Source organism: Pseudarthrobacter sp. rb (genome assembly GCF_056389225.1).
Genome location: NZ_JBWJAR010000014.1, coordinates 84,417 through 106,731 on the forward strand (window position 1 = coordinate 84,417; position 22,315 = coordinate 106,731).

The window sequence follows — 22,315 nt, forward strand, 5'->3', positions numbered from 1 at the left end:
AATCAGAGTCACATGAAGGAATGCAGCCATGGCAACAGGCACAGTTAAATGGTTCAACGCCGAAAAGGGTTTTGGCTTCATTGCCCCCGATGACGGGTCCGCTGACGTATTCGCCCACTACTCGGCAATCGCCAGCAGCGGCTACCGCTCACTGGACGAGAACCAGAAGGTCGAATTCGATGTGACCCAGGGTCCCAAGGGCCCGCAGGCAGAGAACATCCGCCCGCTCTAAGTCTTCGGCGGCCTCCGGTATACGCCGGGACCCCATCCAGCGGTTCCTCCAACCCAGGTTGGAGGAACCGCTGTTTTTGTGCGCAGCGTCTCTGGGTTTCCGTATTTGGGATAATTGATTCATGACCGGACAGGACCAGGACAGGGATCCCTGGGAGGAGTTTGACTCCCTTGGCCCCGCAGCACCGGACCGTGTCCCCGGACAGCCCGGCGGGGAGCCGCACGGCTTCGGTTTCCGGACGGGGGTCCGCAGCGCCCGGGTCGCCGTCGGCTTCGCCGTCTACGCGCTGGCCTTGGGGACCATCCTGGCCCTGACCGGATGCGTCGTCTTCATCAGCCGGCAGCAGTGGCTGCTGCTGGGCCTCATGCTGTTCATCGAGGCCATCTTTGTTTTCGCCTTCACGCGCTTGGTGGCCCAGGCCAGGCGCCGCAGGCCCCACGGCCGGCGGGTTGGGTGACGGTCAGCCGCCCTTGACCTTGACCTTGACCTTGACCTTGACGCAGCGTCAATGCCTAGGCTCGGAGCATGCAGGATTTCCCCGACGCCGGCGGCAGGGACTGGTCCATCCAGGACGTGGCCAGGATCGCCGGCACCACCAGCCGCACGCTCCGGCACTATGACGAGATTGGCCTCCTGACGCCCAGCCGGGTGGGCCACAACGGCTACCGGTATTACGACGGCGCCGCCCTCCTCCAGCTCCAGCGCATCCTTTTGCTGCGGGAACTGGGCCTGGGCCTGCCGGCGATCGGGGAGCTCCTCCAGCGCCGGGCGGATCCCGTGGCGGCACTCAGCCGCCATCTCGACTGGCTCGGCCGGGAGCAGGAGCGGCTGGCCCTGCAGGCCGAATCAGTCCGGCAAACAATCGAAACAGTAAAGGCAGGAGGCCAGCTGATGGCAGAGAACATGTTCCAGGGCTTCGACCACACCGAATACAAGGATGAAGTCGAGGAGCGCTGGGGCAAGGACGCCTACGCCACATCCGACTCATGGTGGCGCGGAATGGCGGCAGCGGAAAAGCGGGAGTGGAAGTCCATGGCAGAGGGCCTTGCCCGGGACTGGACGGCGGCTGCGGGAGCCAGGCTTGCTGCCGACGGGCCGGAAGCGCGGGAGCTGGCAGGGCGGCACGTGGCATGGCTGAAGTCCATCCCCGGAACACCTGCGGCCCAAAGCGGCGGGGATATCAGGAGATACGTCACCGGGCTGGCGGACATGTACGTGGAAGACCCCCGTTTCGCCGCCAACTACGGCGGCCCGGAGGGGGCACGCTTCGTCCGGGCCGCCCTGCACAGCTTCGCGGAGAAGTACCTCTAGGGCACCGGGAGGCTGCCTCAGCGGCCTACGTCCACCCGTTGGGCCCTGGCCCGCTTGGTCCGCCGGAGGACGAGCAGCACCACCGCAACGGCCAATGCGCCATAGACCGCGTAGTTCAGGAACCTGGAGTACTCCTCTATGAGCCGGTACTGGGTGCCCAGGAGATAGCCCAGCCCAATGAGGGCACCGTTCCACAGCCCGCTGCCGGCAAGGGTGAAGAGGGTGAATGTTCCCAGCGGCATGGCCGCCGCGCCCGCCGGCAGGGAGATCAGGCTGCGGACCCCGGGCAGCAGGCGGCCGAAGAAAATGGACGACCTGCCGTGCCGCCGGAACCAGCCCGCCGCGTGCTCGAAGTCTTCCCGGTCCACCAGTGGCAGCTTGGACAACCCCCGGATGGACCGGTCCAGCCCTAACTTGGCCCCCAGCAGGTAGAGCAACAACGCCCCCAAATACGCACCAAGGGTACTCGTGGCAAAGACGAGGAAGAGATTCAGGGAGCCCTGCTTGGCAAGATACCCCGCAAGCGGGAGGATCACCTCGCTGGGGATAGGCGGCACCACAGTCTCCGCGAGGGTAAACGCCCCCACGCCCCACTCCCCCAGGGCGTCGATGGACCTCGCGGCAAAGCCCACGATTCCCGTAAGTCCCTCGGTGGGACTGGCTGCACCGGTCATCATCGTCCACATACGCTTACCCCGTTCCGCTGCATGCCGTGGCCGCGTGCTGGCCCGTACTCCCTACCTTACGGGGACCGGCGGACGCATGCCGTGCCGGCCCCGCCCGGCAGGGCATGCAAGGGCCCGGACTAGCGGTGCTTGAATTCCGGCTGGCGCTTCCCGGTGAACGCCGCCATGCCTTCCTTCTGGTCCTCCGTGGCGAACAGGGAGTGGAAGAGCCGCCGTTCAAACACCACCCCCTGGGCCAGCCCGGTTTCGAAGGCAGCATTCACGGCTTCCTTCGCTGCCATCGCCGCAGGCTTTGACTTCGCGGCGATCACCCCGGCTGCCTTGAGTGCCTCGGACACCACGTCTGCCGCCGGAACCACCCGGGAGACCAGCCCGCACCGCTCTGCTTCCTCAGCGTCGATGAACCGGCCGGTGAGGATCATGTCCATGGCCTTGGCCTTGCCCACGGCCCGCGTGAGGCGCTGCGAGCCGCCCATGCCCGGGAGCACGCCCAGGTTGATTTCCGGCTGCCCGAACTTGGCGTTGTCCCCCGCGATGATCAGGTCGCACATCATGGCCAGTTCGCAGCCGCCGCCCAGGGCAAAGCCGGATACCGCGGCGATGGTGGGGATCCGCAGGCGGGTGAAGTCTTCCCAGCCCCGGAACCAGTCCGCCACGTACATGTCCATGTAGCCCTGGTCCGCCATTTCCTTGATGTCGGCGCCCGCAGCGAAGGCCTTGCCGGAGCCGGTGACCACGACGGCACCGACCCCGGGATCGGAATCCATGGCGGTGACGGCGGCCACCAGCTCTTCCATGGTGGCCTTGTTCAGTGCGTTCAGTGCCGAGGGCCTGTTGAGGGTCACCAGCCCTACCCTGCCCTGCTGCTCCACCAGGATGTTGGCGTACTCCGTCATTCGGGACTCCCGTCGTCGTGTGCTGTTGTGGCCCTGCGCTGGTCCGGCAACTCCGTGCCGCTGTGCTCGGCTGCGGGACCGTCGCCGGCCTGCCGCTCCGAGGCGCCGCGGATTTCGGTGATGATGGCGGAGAAGTCGCGGCCCGCGCCGCCCTCCGCGGCAAACCTATCGTAGATCCGGGCGGCGAGCGCTCCCATCTGCCCTGCCACCCCGGTACTGTCGAGCGCGTTGACGGCCAGGTTGAGGTCCTTGGCCATGAGGGCCGAGGCGAAGCCCGGCTGGTAGTCCCTGTTGGCGGGGCTGGTGGGGACCGGCCCGGGCACGGGGCAGTTGGTGGTCAGCGCCCAGCACTGCCCTGACGCGGCGGAGGCGACGTCGAACAGGGCCTGGTGGGTCAGGCCCAGCTTTTCCCCCAGCACGAAGGCCTCGCTGACCGCGATCATCGAGACGCCCAGGATCATGTTGTTGCAGATTTTGGCGGCCTGTCCCGCTCCGTGGGCACCACAGTGCACCGCCCGCTTGCCCATCACCTCCAGGAGCGGCCGCACTGCCTCGAAGTCCTCCGCTTCACCGCCGGACATGAAGGTCAGGGTGCCTGCCTCCGCTCCCACCACGCCGCCGGAAACGGGGGCGTCAACGGAACGGTGGCCCGCTTCGGTGGCCAGGCGCGCGGCTTCCCGCGCCTCTTCCACATTGATGGTTGAGCAGTCCAGGAACATGGTCCCGGGCCGCGCGGCAGCCAGCAGCCCTGGTTCCTCCGGTTGTCCAGAATGTCCAGCGCCGCCCCGGTAGGCGTCCAGGACGTGCCGGCCGCTGGGAAACATGGTCAGCACCACGTCGGCGCCCGCCAGCGCATCCACCGCGCTGGTTGCCACCGGAACACCCTGTGCCCGGGCAGCCTCCACGGCTGCGGGCACCACGTCGAACCCGGTCACGCGGTAACCGGCACGGACCAGGTTCAGGGCCATGGGACCGCCCATGTGTCCAAGGCCCAGAAAGGCCACAACGCCCGTTTCAGGCATGGTCCGCTTCCTTCACGTCCAGGTCCGGCCCGGGCTGCAGGTCCAGTTCCCCGCCGTCCAGCGGCTGGAAGAACCTGTCCACCTGCGCGGGCAGCACCTCGGCCAGCGCGGCCGGTTTCCACTGCGGGTTCCTGTCCTTGTCCACTACCTGGGCGCGGATTCCCTCGCGGAAATCAGGTCCGGCCAGGAGGCGGATTCCTACCCGGTATTCCTGGGCCAGGGCCTCATCAAGGGTCAGGTTTGCGGCCCGGCGCAAGGACGCCAGGGTGACCTTGACCGAGGTGGGCGACTTGGCTTCGATGGTGTCCGCCGCTTCCGTGGCATCTTCCCGGCCAGGCCCGGTCCAGGCCCGGAGCCGGGCAACAATTTCCCCGGCATCGTCGCTGGCATAGCAGGCATCGATCCACTCCCGGTGCCCGGACAGGGCTGAGGCCGGAGGCTGTTCGGCGCAGCGGGCGACGGCGGCTTCCGGGCTTTCGTCCTCCAGCGCCGCCACCAGCCGGGGCAGCGCGTGTGACGGGACGTAATGATCGGCAAGGCCCAGGAACAAGGCATCGCCGGCGTCAAGGTGTGCCCCGGTCAGGGCCGCGTGGGTTCCCGTTTGGCCCGGCGCGCGGGACAGCAGGAAGGTGCCGCCGACGTCGGGGGCGAACCCGATGGTTGTTTCCGGCATCCCCATCCTGGTCCGCTCGGTGACCACGCGGACATTCCCATGCGCCGAGACACCCACGCCGCCGCCAAGGACCAGGCCGTCCATAAGGGCAACATAGGGCTTTGGGTACCGGGCAATGAGCGAGTTCACGCGGTACTCGGTCTGCCAGAAGCCGGCGGTCCGGTCTCCGCCGTGCAGCATGTCCTTGTAGATGGCCACGATGTCTCCGCCCGCGCACAGGCCCCGCTCCCCGGCGCCCTGCACCAGGACGGCGGCCACGCCGTCGTTCCCTGCCCATGCGGTGAGCTGCCGCAGGAGCAGGTCCACCATTCCGGCGGTGAGCGCATTGACCGCCCGTGGCCTGTTGAGGGTGATCACGCCGAGTTGGCCTCGGCGGTCAAAAAGCACTTCCGCGGTTCCGTTCCCTGCCGTGCTGTCCGTGATGTTGCCCGTAGCTGCCGTCATCGGCTGGTGCTCCTTCGCATGGTGGCCGGACGTGTGATCCAGGTCATTCTGGTGCGAATATACCCGCCGACTGCTGACCGGGACCAACCGTGCCCGCGCCGCGGGCGGGGCCCTTCGAGGTCTTTACCTGCCGCGCGGCTGCCAAGGTAAGTTAGGAACCGTGAAGATAGCTACCTGGAATGTGAACTCGCTCCGTGCCCGCGCCGACCGCGTTGAAGCCTGGCTCCAGCGCAGCGACTGCGACGTCCTGGCCATCCAGGAGACAAAGTGCAAGGACGACAACTTTCCGTGGGAACTCTTTGAACGGATGGGCTACGAGGTGGCCCACTTCGGGGTGAACCAGTGGAACGGCGTGGCTATCGCCTCCCGGGTGGGGCTTGAGGACGTGGAACGGACGTTCCTGGACCAGCCCTCGTTCGGCAAGGCCGGCAAGGATCCCGTCCAGGAAGCCCGGGCCATGGCTGCCACGTGCGGCGGCATCCGTGTCTGGAGCCTCTACGTCCCCAACGGCCGCTCCCTGGACGACGAACACATGCCGTACAAGCTCAAGTGGCTGGAAAGCCTCAAGACGCACGCCCAGGCCCTGGTCACGGACAACCCGCAGGCGCAGGTGGCCTTGATGGGTGACTGGAACATCGCGCCTTTTGACGACGACGTCTGGGACATCGACCTGTTCATCGCCAACCGGTCCACGCACGTCAGCCCTCCGGAGCGGGAGGCGTTCCACGCGTTCGAGGCGGCCGGCTACACCGACGTGGTGCGCCCCTACACCCCCGGCCCGGGCGTCTACACCTACTGGGACTACACCCAGCTGCGGTTCCCCAAGAAAGAGGGCATGCGGATCGACTTCGTCCTGGCCTCCCCCGCGCTGGCGGCCCGCGTCACCGGCGCCTCGATCGACCGCGAGGAACGCAAGGGCAAGGGCGCCTCTGACCACGCTCCCGTGCTGGTGGAACTGGCGGACTGATGACTGCACCCTGGACCCTTCCAAGGAGACCGTGATGACGGGGAACCTCTACCGGGGCCAGGCCGGCCTGCCATTTTCCTCCACCCTGCGCGTCTACGAACCCCTGGAAGCCTTTCCGGAGGAACAACGCCCGGCCATCAAGGCCGCCGGCGCGCAGGCCATGTCCCGCGCCGCCGTCGAAAATGCGGAACTGCTGGCGTCGCTGGGACGTATCACCCGCACGGGCGGCGATCCGTTCCCCACGGGCCGGACCGACCTGGTGCGCGTCACCACGGCGCCGGAAAGCGGAACGGCCGACGACGGTGCTGACGCCGGCACTGAGCCAGTCCTCCTGTATTGCCCCAGCCAGCTTGTCCTGCGCGCCGGTCTGGCTGCGAACGCCCTGATGGAGGGAATCCACGGCCCGCTGGCCGAACTGCTGATTCCGGAGGAGCAGCGGGACCGGCACCAGGAGCGGATCGACCTGGTGAAGGCCCGTGACGGTTCCGTCCGCGTCCACACCCGGGCGTCAACCTGGGGCATTCCGTTCAGCTGGTTCTCATTGTTCATGGAATCCGACCGCAAGGATGTGGTGGAAGCCGCGGGGCGCATCCTCACCGTCCGCGTCTGGGCGCCCATCACCGACGCCCTGGAGCGGGCCCGCTACGCGGTGGCCAACCTGGCCCTCGCCGCCCCGGACCTGGACATGCTCGATGACCTGGCGCAGCTGACGGAATGGCTTGAGCTGTTCCACGTGAACTCCATGGTGGAGCTGGACTACGGCGCCGTGGCAGACAAGGTGTACCCGGACGAATCCCCCATGGACATCAGGCTGGGCATCGAATGCCTGGCCGAGGGTGACATGACGGGCGCCGCCGCGGCCTACCGGCGGCTGGCCTCGCGCTGGATTCCCATCCGGCAGCTGGCCCGCGCGTCGTAACGGTCCCCGGCTTCCTGCTGTTAGGGGTTTTGGGGAGGCGCAGTGGTGCGCCGAATGATCAGTTCGTGGGGGGCGACGGCGGAACGGACCGCTCCGGCCTCGCCATCCAGCTCGTCCAGCAACATCTTGGTGGCCAGTTCGGCCTGCTCGTCCGGGCGTTGCCCCACGGTGGTCAGGCCTATGGCATCGGCAAAGTCGTGGTTGTCGATGCCCACCACGGACAGTTCGCCGGGGACGCTGACGCCCATGCGGTTGGCCTCAAAAATGACCCCCATGGCCATTTCATCCGAGGCGCAAAAGATGGCGGTGGGCTTCTGCCCCGGCCGGGACCACAGCCGGCGCAAGGCTTCCTGGCCGCTGCGGACGGTGAAGTCCCCCCACTCATCCCATTCCGGCCGGGTCGGCAGGCCGGCGGCCGCCATCACGTCCTTGAACGCCAGGATGCGCACCCGGGGGACGTCGAAATTCAAGTCGGTCTCGTCGTCGCCATGCAACAGGGCAATGTCCCGGTGTCCGAGGTCGATCAGGTGCCGGACCGCGGTGGACGCGGCAGCATAATCGTCAATGCCGATGTAAGGGCATTCCTCAACGTGCCCTCCCACCACAATCAGCGGGATATCGATCTTCTGCAGGTGCTCGATCTCTTCGTGGCTGAGCGCCATACACAGGACCAGCAGGGCGTCGATCTGCTTGTAGACCATGGTCTTGCTGAAAAGCCGTTCCCGGTTGCTGCCATGGCCGCCAAGGTTGAACAGCGAAAGATTGTAGTGGCGGGCATGCAGTTCCCGGTCGGCACCCTCGATGGCCTTGGAGAAGAACCACCGGCTGACGAACGGGGCCAGGACACCAATGGTCTTGGTGCGTCCGGTGGCCAGGCCGGAGGCCGAAGAAGAAGCCACATAGCCCAGGTCCCCTGCCACTTCCAGGATTTTTTTCCTGGTGGCCGGCGAAACCCGCGGCAATCCGCGGACTGCCCGGGAGACCGTGGCGGTTGAGACTCCGGCGGCAGCCGCCACGTCCTCGATGCTGACGCCGTTATGGCCGCCCCGCTGGGACCTTTCCGTTGTCCGTGCCACCGTGTCCCCTCTTTAACTCCTTTGCGGCGTAGGGCCGGCCGGCCCTGCGTTTACCCCGGCCCTGATTTTTCCACTCCACGGGCGGGCAGTGATAACCGGCCCCGTGACTCCGCTCTGACCACCGCTGCGGCTGCGGCCCGGCGCCGTCCGCATTCCTACCTGCGGGCTGGAAGTTTCCGGCGCAGCCGCACCATGCCATACAGGGCCAGCAGAGTTGCCAGGAGCCCCAGTGCCCATCCAAGGGCGGGCTGGGCAGTGACTTCCATCCACACCGTGACCACCAGGAGGACCAGCGCCCAGAAGGCGAGGAAACCAATGATGATGTCGAAGTCCTCGCCCGAGCGAACCAACCGGCTGCGGTTTCCCGCCCCCGGCGTGCGGGGGCGGGAACCGTGGTCCGTCACTTGACTGCACCTGCCGTGAGGCCGGCGACAATCTTGCGCTGGAAGACCAGCACCAGGATCACCAGCGGGATGGTGACAATGGTGCCTGCGGCCATGATGGCCGTGTACGGGATCTGGTTGGGCTGTGCACCGGCGAAGTTGGCGATTGCCACCGTTACCGGCTGGGTTGCGTCGCTGGACAGCTGGCTGGCAATCAGGAACTCATTCCACGAGGAAATGAATGCCAGGATTGCCGTGGTGAAGATCGCCGGTGCAGCCAGGGGCATGATGACCTTGCGGAAGGCCTGTCCCTGGGTGCAGCCGTCCACGCGGGCCGATTCCTCGAGCTCCCAGGGCATTTCCCGGAAGAACGAAGTCATGGTGTAGACCGTCAGCGGGAGCACGAAGGAGATATTCGGGATAATCAGCGCCTGGTACGAACCCATCCAGCCGATGTTGGTGAACAGCTGGAACAACGGGGTGATGAGGGCAACGCCGGGGAACATGGAGGCCCCCAGGATGAAGCCCAGTACCAGGAACTTGCCCTTGAAGTTCAGCCGGGCAAGGGCGTAGGCGGCGAACACGCCGATCAGCAGCGACACCACCGTAACCACGCCACCAATGAACACACTGTTCAACAGTGCCTGGCCGAACCTGTTGCCAAAGGACGTGTCAAAGGCGGTCTTGAAGTTGTCCAGGGTTACGTGGGTGGGCAGGATGGACGTGTCGTAGGTGAATCCGACCTCGCGGAACGCGGTCACCACCATCCAGTACGCCGGCGCCAGGCACCAGAGCAGGATGATCGCAGCGCTGATGTACGTGCGCCCCTGCGCCCATTTCTCGCGGTTCTGGGCAGCCTTGCGGCCCTTGTCCTGGCGTGCCCGGAGGGCTGTGGCGTCTGCTGTTGCCGTGGTCATTTCTTCCCCTTTCCTGAGGCGCCGCTCTGTTCAACCACATTTGCCCCAAGGAAGCGGACAAAGATGAAGGCGACGAGGAAGATGATGATGAACGTGATGGTGGACAGTGCGGCCGCCGCATTGAAGCCTTGCCTGATCTGGTTGATCACCAGGATGGACAAGGTGGTGGTGTTGTTCGCACCGCCGGTCAGGATGTACGGCAGGTCGAACATGCGTAGTGCGTCCAGCGTGCGGAAGAGGATGGCCACCATGAGCGCCGGCTTGACCAGCGGCAGGGTGATCAGGCGGAACCGCTGCCAGGCAGTAGTGCCGTCCACCTTTGCGGCTTCGTAGACTTCCGCCGGAATCATCTGCAGGCCGGCAAGGATCAGCAAAGCCATGAACGGTGTGGTCTTCCAAACGTCCGCAATGATCACGGCCCACTTGGCCGGCCACTCACTGCCTGTCCACAGGATGGTGGTATTGAACAGCTTGTTGGCGATGCCTTCGAAGGCGAAGATGAAGAACCAGAGCTTGGCCGTCACAGCGGTAGGGATGGCCCAGGGCACCAGCACGGCGGCGCGGACCAGGCTGCGTCCGCGGAACGTGCGGGCCATGATCATGGCCATCCAGAAACCGAGGACGGTCTCCAGTGCCACCGTCACCACAGTGAAGAAGAATGTGGTGGCCGTGGCGGACCAGAACTGGCCGCCCAGGGTGCCCGGCGGGCAGGCGACGGTTCCGCCGCCCGGCGCCGAACACTGCTGCGCCAGCCAGTTCACATAGTTCTGGACGCCTGCGGAGCCGCCCTGGGTGAAGAGGCCCGTGGCGGGATCCAGGCCCGCGTCCTTCTGGAAGGACATAACGATGGCGCTAACGATGGGATAGACGATCACCACGGCCAGGGCGACGACGGTGGGTGCGAGCAACCAGGCCGCCCAGCGCCCCTGGGTTGCAATCCTGTTGTCCTCCCCCACGCCCTTGGGCGCGTGATGGACAGGGGTACCGCCCGACGCCGGTGACTTGACCGGCGTCGGGTTTAGTTCGGTCGACATGGCAGACCTACGATCCTGCACCAGCGGATTCGATGGACTTCTGCATGTCCGAAAGTGCGCTTTCCACTGACTTTTCTCCCTTGAGAGCGGGGTATGCGTTATCTTGGATTGCTTTGGTCACGGCCGGGTAGAACGGCGTTACGGGACGCGGCACTGCGTTCTGGATCGAGGTCTGGAGAACAGACAGATAAGGCAGCTTGGCCACGAGTGCCTGGTCTTCGTACAGTGACGTCAGGATCGGCGCCAGGGAGGCCTGGTTCGCAAAGAACTTCTGATTTTCCTCGGTTTCGATGAACTTGATGAAGTCCAGCGCAGTGGCCTTGTTCTTGGAATACACACTGATGGCTGCATTGTGGCCACCAAGGGCGGAAGCCCCGGGGCCGTCCTTACCTGGGAGGGGTGCCATGCCGAACTTGTCCTTGACGGCAGAGGAACCCTCAGTGCTCATCAGGCTGTAGACATAGGGCCAGTTGCGGAGGAACAGGAGCTTGCCGCTCTGGAACGCCTGGCGGCTGTCCTCTTCCTTATAAGTGATGGCCTCCTTGGGGATGTTGCCGTCAGCGTAGGCCTTCGCCAGGTTCTCCAAGCCGGCCTTGGCCTCGGGGGTGTTCAGGTTGGGCTTGCCGTCCTTGTTCAGGACCGAGCCGCCCGCTGAGTTGATGGCCTCGGAAGCGTTCACCGTGAGGCCTTCGTACTTGCTGTACTGGCCTGCGTAGCACCCGATGTTGTTCTGCTTGGCGATGGAGCACATGCCCATCATCTCGTCCCAGGTCTTGGGTGGGGTGGGAACCAGGTCCTTGCGGTAGAAGAGGATACCGCCGTCGGAATCCTTGGGCGCGGCGTAGAGCGTGCCCTTGTAGGATGCTGCTTCCACCGGTGCCTTGAGCATCTTGGAAGTGTCGATCGCCATCTTGTCCTTCAACGGCTGCAGCCAACCCTTGGCGGCGAATTCCGCGGTCCAGACAACGTCTACGCTGACCACGTCATAGTCGGACTGCTTGGCCTGGAAGTGCTGGACAAGGTCATCGTGCTGCTGGTCGGCCTGGTCTGTCTGCTCTTTGAAAGTGACCTTCTCGTCGGGGTGTGCGGCGTTCCATTTTTCAATGAACGGCCGAACCACGTTGTTGTTGTCCTTGCCCTGTACATACGTGATGGGGCCGCGGCCGTCGAGGTTGGCGTCAGCGTCGCTGCCCCCACCGCCCGTGGTGCCCCCTCCACCTCCGCCGCCGCAGGCGGACAACGTAAGGGCCAGAATGCCGGCAGTGGCAGCCGGAAGCAGGAATCTCGGGGTTTTCATTAGCTTGAAGCTCCTCGCTGAGTGACAAGTAAGTCGACAGTGCGCTTGCTAGGTGAGGTTGATGTGGTGACCATCACACTAGTAAGGTTGCTGTCTGCAATGCAAGCGTTTACATCAAAAAGTTATCAGGGGGGAACCAAATGACAGATCCGTCCGTTCCCGCGCCGCGTCCAGCCTCCCCTGCGTGGTGGGCCGACGCCGTGGTCTACCAGATCTACCCCCGTTCGTTCGCCGATGGCAACGGCGACGGGATGGGCGACCTGGGCGGCGTCACGGGAAGGCTTCCCTACCTTCAGGCCCTCGGGGTGGACGCAATCTGGCTGTCACCCTTCTACAAGTCGCCCCAGGCAGACGGCGGTTACGACGTGGCGGACTACCGCCAGGTGGACCCCCTCTTCGGCTCGCTGGCTGACTTTGACGCCATGTTGCAGGAAGCCCACCGCCTCGGCCTGAAGGTCATCGTGGACCTGGTTCCCAACCACACCTCGGATGAACATGCATGGTTCCAGGAGGCGCTGGCGTCCGCCCCGGGAAGTCCTGCACGGGACCGGTATATCTTCAGGGACGGCAAGGACGACGTGCCAGGATCCGGCGACGGCAACCGGGCTCCCAACAACTGGAAATCCATCTTTGGCGGGCCGGCCTGGAGCCGCGTGAATGAAGCCGACGGGACACCGGGCCAGTGGTACCTCCACCTCTTTGACACCCGGCAACCGGACCTGAATTGGGACAACCCGGAAGTCCAGGAGGAGATGCGTTCAGTGCTGCGCTTCTGGCTGGACCGCGGCGCCGACGGCTTCCGGGTGGACGTCGCCCACGGATTGGTGAAGGAGGCAGGGCTTCCGGATTGGGATGGTGTTGCAGCCATGGTGGAGGGAACCTCCGCTCCCCACCGGGAAAGCCACCTGCCCGGTGACGCTCCGCACGCCCACACCGATGCCGAGGAACCCCACAGGGCAGTGTCCCCCATGTATCCGCCGTCGCCCTTCTTCGACCAGGACGGGGTCCACGCCATCTACCGGGACTGGAACCGCGTCCTGGCCGGATACGGCGGGGACCGCATGATGGTGGCCGAGGCCTGGGTGGAGCCGGCCGAGCGCCTGGCCCGCTATGTCCGGCCCGACGAAATGCAGCAGGCCTTCAACTTCGATTTCCTGCTGGCGGGGTGGGATGCAGAACGGATGGCGGACGCCATCGACGCATCCCTGGCAGCGGCAGCATCAGTGGGGGCCCCGTGTACGTGGGTGCTCAGCAACCACGACACCGTACGGCACACCACCCGGTTTGGACTCAAGGATCCCACGACGTTTCCGAAAGGCATCGGCCCCGCCGACGAACAGCCCGACCCAGCACTGGGCCTTGCCCGCGCCCGTGCCGCCACGTTGGTTGAGCTGGCACTGCCTGGTTCCGCCTACCTCTACCAGGGCGAGGAACTGGGGCTTCCCGAGCACACTGCGCTTCCCGACTCCGCCAGGCAGGACCCCACGTTCTTCCGGACGCATGGGGCTGAAATCGGGCGTGACGGCTGCCGTGTCCCGCTGCCGTGGGCCCAGGACCAGCCCGGGTTCGGATTCTCCGGGGCACTCTCCGCCAAGGCGTCCGGGCCCTGGCTTCCCCAGCCCGAAAGCTTTGGCCCCTTGGCCGCCGACCAGCAGGATGGCGAGGAGGGCTCAACCCTTGAGCTGTACCGGGCAGCCCTGGCCTTCAGGTCAGCACAGCAGCTGGGCAGCGGCAGTGTGGAATGGACTGATGAACACGCGCCGGACAGCGGACTGCTGGCGTTCCGGAACGGGGATGTGGTGGTCCTGTCCAACCTGGGTTTCGCCTCCGCCCCTGTGCCGGAGGGCTACACCGTGGTGCTCTCAAGCGGTCCCGAGCCGGTCGATGAATGGGCCGGGATGCGGGAGGTGCCCGTGGACAGCACCGTGTACCTTCTGGGCGGCCGGTAGCAGCAAGGGGCCGGGCCGCCAATGCAGAGGCAGTTCAGCGGACGCGCTCTGCCCGGCTGAAGCGTGTCCGCGCCCCGGCCCCGATGTGGATGAGGACGGGAATCTCCTTGCCCACAACAGACTCCAGGGCATCCAGGAGCCCGGAGACCTCGGCTGCGAGGAGGTGCGGGGCCACCCCTTGGCGTGGCAGGAGCCGGACCTTCAGCGCCGGGGAACCTTTCACGTCGTAGGTGGTGACGGTGGCGCCTGCCAGGTCCGGCCGTCCTTCAAGGGCCTGCCGGAGGGCCTGCTCGGCCACCCCGCCGCCGATCCGGACGTCGCCGGGAGTCTCTCCGGGATCGTATTCCACGGCCAGCAGGTTTGACCGGCCCTTGCCTTGCTGGGCGATCCAGGCAACCATGAGCCCCATCAGTGCCAGGAGCGCCAGCGCCACGACGATCCAGAGCCAGCTCTCCGGCCGGCCCGGGAACCGGGTGGAGTCGAACAGCCGGCTGACACCGTCCCAGGCTCCGGCGGACCAGGAATGCCACCAGGAGCCCACCGGGGGCACGGTTGCCAGCAGCACCAGGAGGAGTCCGGTGCCCAGCAGGATCAGGCCCAGCACGGTGAGCAGGATGCGGTTGAGCAGTGCCGGGGTGCTGTTCATGCTCCGATCACCCCGGATGGGGTCACATTGATGCGCGGAACCGGCGCCGGCTCCAGCAGCATCTGCTCCAGCTCGTCCCGCACGGCCTCCAGGACACGGTCCGGGTCCACGGGCACACCGGAGGTAGGCCGGACGTTCACCAGCACCTGGCGCTGGGAGACGACCACCATGACCTGGTCGGGGGTGACATTGGCCGCCAGCCGCGCGCGCCGGGCGATCGAGGATGCGACGACCTCGTCATCCACCACCACGGCCGGAAGTCCCTCGCCCGGGGCGCCGGCCAGGAGATGGCGGGCACGTTTCCCGGGAAGGATTCCGTTGAGCAGGAAAACCAGTCCCAGCATCGCCAGCACAGCACCGATCGCCGCCAGCAGCAGCGGGGGGATTCCGGCAGGCAGGTCGACGATGCGCTGGGCAGCCACCTGCGGCTCGATCAACCAGGCCGGCTGCCCCACGGCATGCACTCCGGACTCGAGGACGCCGTAGCCGGCCAGCACCAGGACCAGGACGGCGCCCACGACCGACACCACGGCCCTGGAGGAATGGGTTTCGCGGTAAACCACCCTGTGCATGTCCGGGCCGTTGTTTCTCCGGGATCCGCTGTTGGCCCGGCGGCTTTCCACGCTGCTGCTCACCGTACCCGCCCTCCTGTGCTGATCTTTGCCCCGCTGACGCGGATGTCCACCCGGCTCAACTGCGAGCCGCTCAGTTCCGAGACCCTTGCCAGGATGCTTTCCTTGGCCTTCACCGTGCGGTCCCAGATGGATCCGCCCGCGATCTCGACCCTGGCAGGGTCCAGCACCACGGACTGCAAAGGCGGGATGCTGATGGGGGTGACGAGGGACAAGGCCAGCAGGCCGTCGTCGTCCGTCCAGTCCGCGCGCACGTCCTGGGCGTCGACCCCCAGCGCCTGCGCCGCAGCTGCCTTGGCAAGGCTGGTCAGCGCCTGGGTGCTGATCCGGTTATGGCCGCTGAGCGCCTGCCCACGCACAACGGGCGCGGGCGAGCTCATGAGGAGGAGCGCCGGCCGGTGATGGCGTCGAATATGCCGCGCAGGTCCAGCTTTCCTTCGGCGGCACGGCCCAGGAGCGCCCCGATGGCCATGAAAAGAAGGGAAACGAGAAAGCCCCACAGGCCGAACTGCAGGGACATGAATGCCACGAACGCGCCCATGGCCGTGCCTGCTACGGTGAGGTTCACAGCAGCGCCTCCCGTTCGGGAGCAACCGGCGCGGTTGTCTTGACGGGCGGCGGCACGTAGACATCCGTGATTTCGACGTTCACCTCGATGACCTGCAGCCCCACGAGTTCTTCGACCGCGCGGTAAACGGCGGCCCGGACGTCATTGGCCAGTGCATGCAGGGGCGTTCCGTAGCTGGCCACCAGGGTGATATCCACGGCTACCTGTGTTTCGCCCACTTCCGCGTGGACGCCGGCGGCATGATCGGAACTTCCGACTGCGTCACGGATGGCGCCCAGGGCACGGGACGGGCCCGAACCCAGGGAGTAGACGCCGGGGACCGACCGCGCGGCGATCCCCGCGACTTTTGCCACGGCGGTCTCGGAAATTACGGTCCGTCCCGGACCAGGAGCCGGACTGGCGGCAGGACGGCTTGGCACCACGGGGTGCGGGTTCTGGTATTCCATCAGGCACTCCCCCTTCTGTTGGTTCCACCCTATAACCAGGCTGCGGCACATGTGCTGGAAAACCCCCGCGCGGGCCGCACCGCAGAAGGCGTTCCGTGCCGGGGATTTCCGTGCCGGGTTAAAAGGAACCAGGCGGGAAGCCCGTGGGGGCTCCCCGCCTGGTTCACGTGCGGCGACCAGCCGCTGGTGCGTGAGGACCTACTTGTAGAGGCCTTCGCCGCCAACCCTTACATTGGTGGGCAGGTAGCCGAACGGGCCCAGGCCGTTCCGGCCAAAGTTCCTGTCCACCTGGGACACACCGTTGCGGAAGTTGATCTTCACCGTCGGTGACAGGGAGCCGCCACGGACGCCGTTGACGTTGTCGATGAAGGACTGCACCAGGCCGCCGGGCTGCACATAGTGCGAATATGCCTGGAACTGCCGGCCGTTCTGGTTCGGGGTGGGTGCTTCCGGGGACTCGGACGGAAGGTTCAGGTCCGTGGGCGAACCCAAGGCCAGGCCGCTGTTGTTCATCGGCTGGTAGTCCGAGCGGATGCCGTCGCCCACGAAGCCGTACACGCCGTCGGGACCGCGCATGCCCGCAGCGTAGGTGAACTGGTGGCTGATGGTGAACAGGTAGTACTTGTTCTTGCCGTTTTCATTCTGGATGAAGATCTGCGGACGCTCGGTCTGGTCGTTCACGCAGTTGCCGGAAAGGATGGGCGGAAGGAAGGACCACTTGGTCAGGTCCTTGTTGTCCGCCACTGCCAGCCCCACGTTGGCTGTCTGGAAGTAGGCGCCGCTGTTCTGGACGTCGGTAACGCTCTCCGCATGGGGGTCACCGGGCCGGTAGCCCAGGTCCTCGGCCTTGCACTGGTAGTCGCCGCGCTTTGCTGCTGTGTTGCCTTCGAACACCATGTACGTCTTCCCGGGGTGGGCCGGGTCCACGAACGTGTAGGGGTCGCGGAATGCGAATCCGGCGTTCTGCGCCTTGGTCTGGTACATCTTTCCGTCCGGTTCCAGCAGCTTGGTGTGCTGGAACCCGTCGAACGTGACGCCGTTCTGGTCGGCATGGATGTTTCCCAGCGCCTTGGCAATCACAGCGTCCGGGGCGATTCCACCGCCGCCGGCGTTCCGCTCAGCCACATCGTAGAAGGTAGTGGCCGTGTAGAAGACGTTCACGTGGTTGCCCTGCATCAGGCGCGTGGAACCGGACCATTCGGTGTTGCCGATGGAGGTGTTGTCCAGGAACAGGTGTCCACCGTAGTTCCACTTGTCCTTGGCCGGGTCCGCGTTGGTCTTCCGGAAGAAGTAGCCGATCCGGGCGTTCCAGTGGCGCTGGTCGAAGCCGTATCCGGCGTGCCGGTCAGCGACCAGGGAGAAGATGACGTCCCAGCCCTTGTAGCTGATCTGGTTGGCGTTTTCGTCCGTCAGGGACCAGGTGTCCCAAACCCAGACGTCGTCGTTCATGGCGGGGAAGTCCTGCGGGATTTCCGGCATGGTGACGTCCGGGCTCATGGAGTTGGCGCCCGGGGAGACCGTGGAGTCGCTCTGCGCCATGATCTGGCGTGCGTCTGCGCGGGTCCACTTGGAGGTGAAGTCCGACGCCGGGTCGAAGGCCTGCTGCGTGTGTTGCGTGGGCAGGGGGAAGCCCGGGGCGGGGGCCGGCATCTGCTGGACGGCAGGCGGGTCGGAAGGCTCGTTGGCCTGTGCCGCGGGGACGGCCAGGAAGGCCGAGGCAGCCAGGGTTGCCGCCAGCGCCGCGGCGCCGGTGCGCCACCGCAGCAGCCGGTGTTGGGGGTGCTTGTGCATGTCTTGCTCTTCTCGCGGAGTTGTAACTATTCGTGGAAGGCGGGCGAGTGCCCATGACCCCGAAACCAACCGCGGCCCCGGCAACACCTCTGGCGTCATCCGGGACGCCGTTGTGTTGTGGGGGTTCCAGGCCTGGGTAGGGCCTGCCTGGCCGATGGAAAGCGTGCTGTCCTTCGGCCGCGCTCAACCGTAGACGGGGTGGAGGGAGCACTTCAAACCCTGTTTCGGTAGCCGGAACTGGTTACTGCCCAGTAGAGTGCAAGCGCTTACGCAAGTCATCGCGCGCGCGTGCCACATCCCGTCAGCAGGGGTCAAATGTTTCGTCAGGCCCCCGAAAATTTTTTCAGCGCGGGATGCGTTGTTGCGTGCACCACGTCCGCGCCCCCTGCAGCCGGGCGGCCGTCGTGGGGCAGCGCCAGGCGCCAGGGACCTGGCGGCCGCTTCAGTGCCGCTTCGGGTATAGGGACTGGGTGCGGGGCCACGTGCACGCAATTCGATGCAGGGCCTTAAATGAAGAAAAGCACCAGTTCCGAAGAACTGATGCTTCCCAGTGGTGGCTCCGACCGGCGTCGATCCGGTGACCTTTCGATTTTCAGTCGAACGCTCTACCAACTGAGCTACAGAGCCTAGGTGACTAGTCACCATGACAGCCGGAATTTCTTCCAACAATCAGAGCGACCCTGACGGGACTTGAACCCGCGACCTCCGCCGTGACAGGGCGGCGCGCTAACCAACTGCGCTACAGGGCCTTGCGTTTCTTGCTTTTGCAGTATCTCTACCGCTTTTTTCAAGGCTTCCAGCCTACCAGACTTTTTTAGCCTGCTTGACCAGTTCCTTGCGTACCCCCAACGGGATTCGAACCCGTGCCGCCGCCGTGAAAGGGCGGTGTCCTAGGCCGCTAGACGATGGGGGCCAGAACCCGTTCGGAACAAAATAAAAGGCGTCAAGCGGGGCTTTCCGTCTTTGTCCTCTGTGTTTCTCCGAACTGGACTCTAAAACTATAGGGGCTAACCGGGAATATTCCAAAATTGGCGAAAAACCCCGCCGTTTGGCAGCTGCGCAGGTGAAGATGGACGGATGGATGCCGTCGACGCGCTCAATGAGATCGCTTTCTGGCTGGAGCGCGGACGCGCGGCCACGTTCAAGGTCCAGGCCTTCCGGAAGGCAGCCGCCGCCATTAGGCCCCTCGGCCCCGCGGAAGTAGCCGAACGCGCCCGGAGCGGCCGGCTCAAATCCATGAAGGGAATCGGCGACCGGACCTACGCCGTGATCCGGCAGGCCGTGGACGGACAGGTCCCTGACTACCTGGCAGACCTCAGGGAGAAGGGTGCCCAGCCGCTGGCATCAGGCGGGACGGAGCTCCAAGCGGCGCTCCGTGGCGACCTGCACAGCCACAGCGAATGGTCCGACGGCGGCTCCCCCATTGAGCTGATGGTGGCGGCCGCTGAGGTGCTGGGCCGAGAATACCTGGCCCTGACCGACCACTCCCCCAACCTCACCATCGCCAACGGGCTGTCCGCCGGGCGCCTGCGGGAGCAGCTGGACGTGGTGGCGGGCATCAACAGCAACGGCGGGACCACCCGGCTGCTGACGGGCATCGAGGTGGACATCCTGGAATCCGGCAGCCTGGACCAGGAACCGGAGCTGCTGGACCGCCTGGACATCGTGGTGGCCAGCGTCCACTCGAAGCTCCGTGCGGATCGGAAAACCATGACCACCCGGATGCTCGGGGGCATCCGGTCTCCGCAAACCAACGTCCTTGGCCATTGCACGGGACGGCTCGTTGAAGGTTCGCGCGGGACGCGGCCGCCGTCGGAATTCGACGCCAAGGAAGTCTTCGCAGCGTGCGCGGAACACAACGTTGCCGTGGAGATCAATTCCCGCCCGGAGCGGCAGGACCCGCCCGACGCCCTGATCCAGCTGGCATTGGAGGCTGGGTGCCTGTTCTCGATCGACAGTGACGCCCACGCACCGGGACAACTGGACTTCCTGCAGTACGGCGCCGAGCGGGCAGCCCGAAATAACGTGCCGCCCGAGCGGATCATCACCACCTGGCCGGTGGACAAGCTGCTTGCGTGGGCCGGCACAAAGTAGGGCGGTGTTGTCCCGGCCGCGTCAGCGGGACTGAGCGCCGCTACTTGAGGGCGTCTGCCAGCTTCTGGCGGAAGTCCGCCTTGGTGGACAGCGTGAGCTTCTCGCCGTTGAGGAAGAAGGTGGGCGTGCCGTTGACCCCAAGGGCGTTGCCGTCCGCGATGTCGGCCAGGATGCGGTCCTCGGTCTTCTGGTCGGCCACGACGGCATCGAACTGCGCCAGGTCCAGCCCCAACTGCCCGGCGTAGGTGCGGAACAGGGGTGCCTGCGACTGCTGGCTGCCGGCCCACTGGGACTGGTTTTCGAACAGCTTGGCGGCCATCTGCTGGTACTGGCCCTGCTGCGCCGCTGCTTCCGCCGCCAGGGCGGCCTGGCCGGAATTGGGGTGGGCGGACAGCGGGAAGTACCTGTTGACGAAGGTGATCCTGTCCCCGAACTCCGCCTTGAGCTCCTCCACGAAAGGATGGACGGCGGCGCAGGACGGGCACTCGAAGTCCAGGAATTCCACCAGCTGGGCCTTCTCCTCGGCAGGCGCAGTGAGGCGGTGGCTGTCGGCACGAACGAGTTGTTCAGCACCGGCGGCCGGAGACGCCACCTGCTGGGGCTTCGTTGCGGTAAAGATGGCGTACCAGGCAACGCCGCCCAGGACGATGGCAGCCAGCGCAATCCAGATGATTTTCCTGACAAGGCGCGGGGTGTCACGGGCGGGAACCGAAGGAGAGGCCATGGTCCGCATCCTAGCCCGCGGCCACCCACATGGCCGATTTCCGCCAGTTCGGTGCCTGCAGCAGCCGTACATTTGACTCATGCCTTCCACCAGCCGCGCCCGCCGGCCCCTGCCTTCCCCCGCTGCAGCACCCACGCCCGTAAAGGCCCTTGGCGTGGCGGCCATGGTGGTCACGGTGGTGCTGTGGGCCTCCGCGTTCGTCGGCATCCGCGCCATTGGGCCGCACTTCTCCCCCGGCTCCCTGACGCTCGGCAGGCTGGCGGTCGCCGCCGTCGTGCTGGCCTTCCTGGTGGTGCCGCAGCTGCTCAGGAGCCGGGTGTTGCCCAGGGGGCGCGAATGGCTGCCCATCCTCGCCTATGGCGTGATGTGGTTCGGCGGCTACAACGTTGCCCTGAACGCCGCCGAACACATCCTTGATGCCGGTACCAGCGCCCTGCTGATCAACGTCAACCCGATCCTGGTGGCCATCATGGCCGGCATTTTCCTCAAAGAGGGCTTTCCCCGCTGGCTGCTCATCGGCAGCACGGTGGCGTTCGCCGGTGTTGCACTGATCGCCCTGGGTTCCGGACAGGCGCGCAGCACCGGGGAAAGTTCGACGACGGACCTGGCAGGCGTGGCGCTTTGCCTCCTTGCGGCAGTGCTCGCCGCAGTCAGCGTCATCATCCAGAAGCCAGTGGTGCGGAAGTTCCCCGCGGCACAGGCCACCTGGTTCGGCATCATGGTGGGAGCACTGTGCTGCCTGCCGTTCGCCGGGCAGTTGGCGTCCGAAGTGCAGGCCGCTCCCCCGCAGGCCACCTGGGCGCTGGTGTACCTGGGCGTTTTCCCCACGGCCATTGCCTTTACCACCTGGGCCTACGCACTGTCCCTGGTGGACGCCGGGAAGCTGGCCGCCACCACCTACATGGTGCCCGGGACCACGGTCCTCATCTCCTGGCTGCTGCTCGGTGAGATCCCCACCGCCTGGGGACTGGTGGGCGGGCTGGTGTGCCTGGTGGGCGTAGGGCTGACCCGGCGCAGGACGCGGGCACCCGGGCAGCGGCCCGGGCACTAGAGTCGGGGTATGCCAGCCAGCCTCCCGCCGGGACTGCCCATCGTTCCCGACGGCCCGCACGAATCGTCCCCATTCACCATGTCTGCTGACGAATTCGAGGTGGCCGTCGAGGATGCCCTGGCCAGTATCCCGGACCGGCTGGCCCGTGCCATGGACAACGTGGCAGTCTTCATCGACGACGACTACGTGCCCGGTCCGGGGGAAGATCCGGACACCGTCCTGCTGGGGCTGTACGAAGGCGTCCCGCTGACCGAACGCGATTCGTGGTGGGACGCCGGTTCCCTTCCCGACCGGATCACCATCTTCCGCGAGCCCATCCTGGAGATCTGCGCCTCCCGGGAGGACGTGATCCACGAAGTGGCCGTCACGGTGGTCCACGAAATCGCGCACCATTTCGGCATTTCCGATGACCGGCTGCACGAGCTGGGCTGGGGCTAGCGGTCTAGCGTCGCTGGCGCGCCGTGTTCGGAGAAAGTTTGCGGCTGCCTCGCCCCGGGCTCTGGCCGGGGATGAGGTTTTGGGCAGATCATGGAGGTGTCTGCCGCGGTGGACGCCGG

General features: G+C 65.9%; 25 protein-coding genes and 3 tRNA genes. 9 read left to right on the forward strand and 19 right to left on the reverse strand.

The genetic code is table 11. The features are described 5' to 3' along the window. Window positions 1–28 precede the first annotated feature (28 nt). The 3 genes from ACWRN3_RS17205 (at window position 29) to ACWRN3_RS17215 (ending at window position 1,543) form a co-directional block, all read left to right on the forward strand. Window positions 29–232: a cold-shock protein gene (locus tag ACWRN3_RS17205; protein ID WP_013599688.1), complete on the forward strand. Its 204-nt coding sequence runs from the start codon at window positions 29–31 to the stop codon at window positions 230–232. Window positions 233–353: 121 nt separating this feature from the next. Then, window positions 354–689 (forward strand): hypothetical protein, encoded by a 336-nt coding sequence (locus ACWRN3_RS17210; RefSeq protein WP_476741386.1) that lies wholly within the window; start codon window positions 354–356, stop codon window positions 687–689. Between the two features lie 68 nt (window positions 690–757). Beyond that, window positions 758–1,543: a MerR family transcriptional regulator gene (locus tag ACWRN3_RS17215; RefSeq protein WP_255174291.1), complete on the forward strand. Its 786-nt coding sequence runs from the start codon at window positions 758–760 to the stop codon at window positions 1,541–1,543. 17 nt (window positions 1,544–1,560) lie between these two features. Here ACWRN3_RS17215 and ACWRN3_RS17220 read toward each other — a convergent pair whose 3' ends face one another. The 4 genes from ACWRN3_RS17220 to ACWRN3_RS17235 all read right to left on the reverse strand — a co-directional run bounded on the left by ACWRN3_RS17220 (window position 1,561) and on the right by ACWRN3_RS17235 (window position 5,264). After that, a complete protein-coding gene (locus ACWRN3_RS17220; protein ID WP_255174290.1) occupies window positions 1,561–2,229 on the reverse strand; it encodes a DedA family protein in 669 nt (222 codons plus the stop codon). Between the two features lie 119 nt (window positions 2,230–2,348). Beyond that, a complete protein-coding gene (locus tag ACWRN3_RS17225; RefSeq protein ID WP_476741387.1) occupies window positions 2,349–3,125 on the reverse strand; it encodes an enoyl-CoA hydratase in 777 nt (258 codons plus the stop codon). Further along, a complete protein-coding gene (mmsB, locus tag ACWRN3_RS17230) occupies window positions 3,122–4,147 on the reverse strand; it encodes a 3-hydroxyisobutyrate dehydrogenase (RefSeq protein WP_476741388.1) in 1,026 nt (341 codons plus the stop codon). The genes ACWRN3_RS17225 and mmsB overlap by 4 nt, the downstream gene beginning before the upstream one ends. Continuing rightward, window positions 4,140–5,264, reverse strand: a complete 1,125-nt coding sequence (locus ACWRN3_RS17235; protein ID WP_476741389.1) for an enoyl-CoA hydratase/isomerase family protein — start codon at window positions 5,262–5,264, stop codon at window positions 4,140–4,142. Before ACWRN3_RS17235 ends, mmsB begins: the two co-directional genes overlap by 8 nt. A gap of 160 nt (window positions 5,265–5,424) precedes the next feature. Here ACWRN3_RS17235 and ACWRN3_RS17240 point away from each other — a divergent pair, with 160 nt between their 5' ends. Together ACWRN3_RS17240 and ACWRN3_RS17245 are read left to right on the forward strand one after the other, a co-directional pair. Continuing rightward, a complete protein-coding gene (locus tag ACWRN3_RS17240) occupies window positions 5,425–6,231 on the forward strand; it encodes an exodeoxyribonuclease III (protein WP_324643990.1) in 807 nt (268 codons plus the stop codon). 34 nt (window positions 6,232–6,265) lie between these two features. After that, on the forward strand, window positions 6,266–7,150 hold the full coding sequence (locus ACWRN3_RS17245) for a DUF8083 family protein (protein ID WP_255174285.1): 885 nt from the start codon (window positions 6,266–6,268) through the stop codon (window positions 7,148–7,150). A gap of 20 nt (window positions 7,151–7,170) precedes the next feature. Here the strand turns inward: ACWRN3_RS17245 and ACWRN3_RS17250 are convergent, their stop codons facing one another. The 5 genes from ACWRN3_RS17250 to ACWRN3_RS17270 all read right to left on the reverse strand — a co-directional run bounded on the left by ACWRN3_RS17250 (window position 7,171) and on the right by ACWRN3_RS17270 (window position 11,857). Then, window positions 7,171–8,226, reverse strand: a complete 1,056-nt coding sequence (locus ACWRN3_RS17250; protein ID WP_324643989.1) for a LacI family DNA-binding transcriptional regulator — start codon at window positions 8,224–8,226, stop codon at window positions 7,171–7,173. Window positions 8,227–8,381: 155 nt separating this feature from the next. Then, window positions 8,382–8,630 carry a hypothetical protein gene (locus ACWRN3_RS17255; RefSeq protein WP_307431160.1) on the reverse strand — a complete coding sequence of 83 codons (249 nt, stop codon included), beginning with the start codon at window positions 8,628–8,630 and terminating at the stop codon, window positions 8,382–8,384. Next, the gene (locus ACWRN3_RS17260) at window positions 8,627–9,526 is read right to left on the reverse strand and encodes a carbohydrate ABC transporter permease (RefSeq protein ID WP_476741390.1); all 900 of its coding nucleotides are present in this window, start codon (window positions 9,524–9,526) and stop codon (window positions 8,627–8,629) included. The genes ACWRN3_RS17255 and ACWRN3_RS17260 overlap by 4 nt, the downstream gene beginning before the upstream one ends. After that, a complete protein-coding gene (locus tag ACWRN3_RS17265; protein ID WP_476741391.1) occupies window positions 9,523–10,560 on the reverse strand; it encodes a carbohydrate ABC transporter permease in 1,038 nt (345 codons plus the stop codon). The genes ACWRN3_RS17260 and ACWRN3_RS17265 overlap by 4 nt, the downstream gene beginning before the upstream one ends. Before the next feature lie 7 nt (window positions 10,561–10,567). Next, complete coding sequence (locus ACWRN3_RS17270) at window positions 10,568–11,857, reverse strand: ABC transporter substrate-binding protein (protein ID WP_476741392.1); 1,290 nt, start codon at window positions 11,855–11,857, stop codon at window positions 10,568–10,570. A gap of 140 nt (window positions 11,858–11,997) precedes the next feature. Here ACWRN3_RS17270 and ACWRN3_RS17275 point away from each other — a divergent pair, with 140 nt between their 5' ends. After that, window positions 11,998–13,806 (forward strand): glycoside hydrolase family 13 protein, encoded by a 1,809-nt coding sequence (locus ACWRN3_RS17275; protein ID WP_476741393.1) that lies wholly within the window; start codon window positions 11,998–12,000, stop codon window positions 13,804–13,806. A gap of 34 nt (window positions 13,807–13,840) precedes the next feature. Here the strand turns inward: ACWRN3_RS17275 and ACWRN3_RS17280 are convergent, their stop codons facing one another. The 9 genes from ACWRN3_RS17280 to ACWRN3_RS17320 form a co-directional block, all read right to left on the reverse strand. Continuing rightward, the gene (locus ACWRN3_RS17280; protein WP_476741394.1) at window positions 13,841–14,452 is read right to left on the reverse strand and encodes a hypothetical protein; all 612 of its coding nucleotides are present in this window, start codon (window positions 14,450–14,452) and stop codon (window positions 13,841–13,843) included. After that, on the reverse strand, window positions 14,449–15,087 hold the full coding sequence (locus tag ACWRN3_RS17285) for a hypothetical protein (protein ID WP_476741395.1): 639 nt from the start codon (window positions 15,085–15,087) through the stop codon (window positions 14,449–14,451). The genes ACWRN3_RS17280 and ACWRN3_RS17285 overlap by 4 nt, the downstream gene beginning before the upstream one ends. After that, on the reverse strand, window positions 15,084–15,464 hold the full coding sequence (locus tag ACWRN3_RS17290; protein WP_476741396.1) for a hypothetical protein: 381 nt from the start codon (window positions 15,462–15,464) through the stop codon (window positions 15,084–15,086). Before ACWRN3_RS17290 ends, ACWRN3_RS17285 begins: the two co-directional genes overlap by 4 nt. Then, complete coding sequence (locus tag ACWRN3_RS17295; protein WP_159633655.1) at window positions 15,461–15,652, reverse strand: hypothetical protein; 192 nt, start codon at window positions 15,650–15,652, stop codon at window positions 15,461–15,463. The genes ACWRN3_RS17290 and ACWRN3_RS17295 overlap by 4 nt, the downstream gene beginning before the upstream one ends. After that, complete coding sequence (locus ACWRN3_RS17300) at window positions 15,649–16,098, reverse strand: Asp23/Gls24 family envelope stress response protein (protein ID WP_255174277.1); 450 nt, start codon at window positions 16,096–16,098, stop codon at window positions 15,649–15,651. The genes ACWRN3_RS17295 and ACWRN3_RS17300 overlap by 4 nt, the downstream gene beginning before the upstream one ends. Window positions 16,099–16,296: 198 nt before the next feature. Then, window positions 16,297–17,889, reverse strand: coding sequence for a glycoside hydrolase family 68 protein (locus ACWRN3_RS17305; protein WP_476741397.1), 1,593 nt, complete (start codon window positions 17,887–17,889; stop codon window positions 16,297–16,299). A gap of 551 nt (window positions 17,890–18,440) precedes the next feature. After that, window positions 18,441–18,516 (reverse strand) — tRNA-Phe (locus tag ACWRN3_RS17310). A gap of 48 nt (window positions 18,517–18,564) precedes the next feature. Continuing rightward, window positions 18,565–18,638 (reverse strand) — tRNA-Asp (locus ACWRN3_RS17315). A gap of 91 nt (window positions 18,639–18,729) precedes the next feature. Then, window positions 18,730–18,802, reverse strand: a tRNA-Glu gene (locus ACWRN3_RS17320). A gap of 164 nt (window positions 18,803–18,966) precedes the next feature. Here ACWRN3_RS17320 and ACWRN3_RS17325 point away from each other — a divergent pair. Then, window positions 18,967–19,983, forward strand: a complete 1,017-nt coding sequence (locus ACWRN3_RS17325; RefSeq protein WP_476741398.1) for a PHP domain-containing protein — start codon at window positions 18,967–18,969, stop codon at window positions 19,981–19,983. A 40-nt stretch (window positions 19,984–20,023) separates the two neighbouring features. On the opposite strand, the gene ACWRN3_RS17330 is transcribed toward ACWRN3_RS17325, so the two are convergent. Then, a complete protein-coding gene (locus ACWRN3_RS17330) occupies window positions 20,024–20,716 on the reverse strand; it encodes a DsbA family protein (protein ID WP_476741399.1) in 693 nt (230 codons plus the stop codon). 70 nt (window positions 20,717–20,786) lie between these two features. Here ACWRN3_RS17330 and ACWRN3_RS17335 point away from each other — a divergent pair, with 70 nt between their 5' ends. Further along, window positions 20,787–21,758 carry a DMT family transporter gene (locus ACWRN3_RS17335; protein WP_476741400.1) on the forward strand — a complete coding sequence of 324 codons (972 nt, stop codon included), beginning with the start codon at window positions 20,787–20,789 and terminating at the stop codon, window positions 21,756–21,758. A 9-nt stretch (window positions 21,759–21,767) separates the two neighbouring features. Beyond that, the gene (locus tag ACWRN3_RS17340; RefSeq protein WP_255174272.1) at window positions 21,768–22,196 is read left to right on the forward strand and encodes a metallopeptidase family protein; all 429 of its coding nucleotides are present in this window, start codon (window positions 21,768–21,770) and stop codon (window positions 22,194–22,196) included. Window positions 22,197–22,315 lie beyond the last annotated feature (119 nt).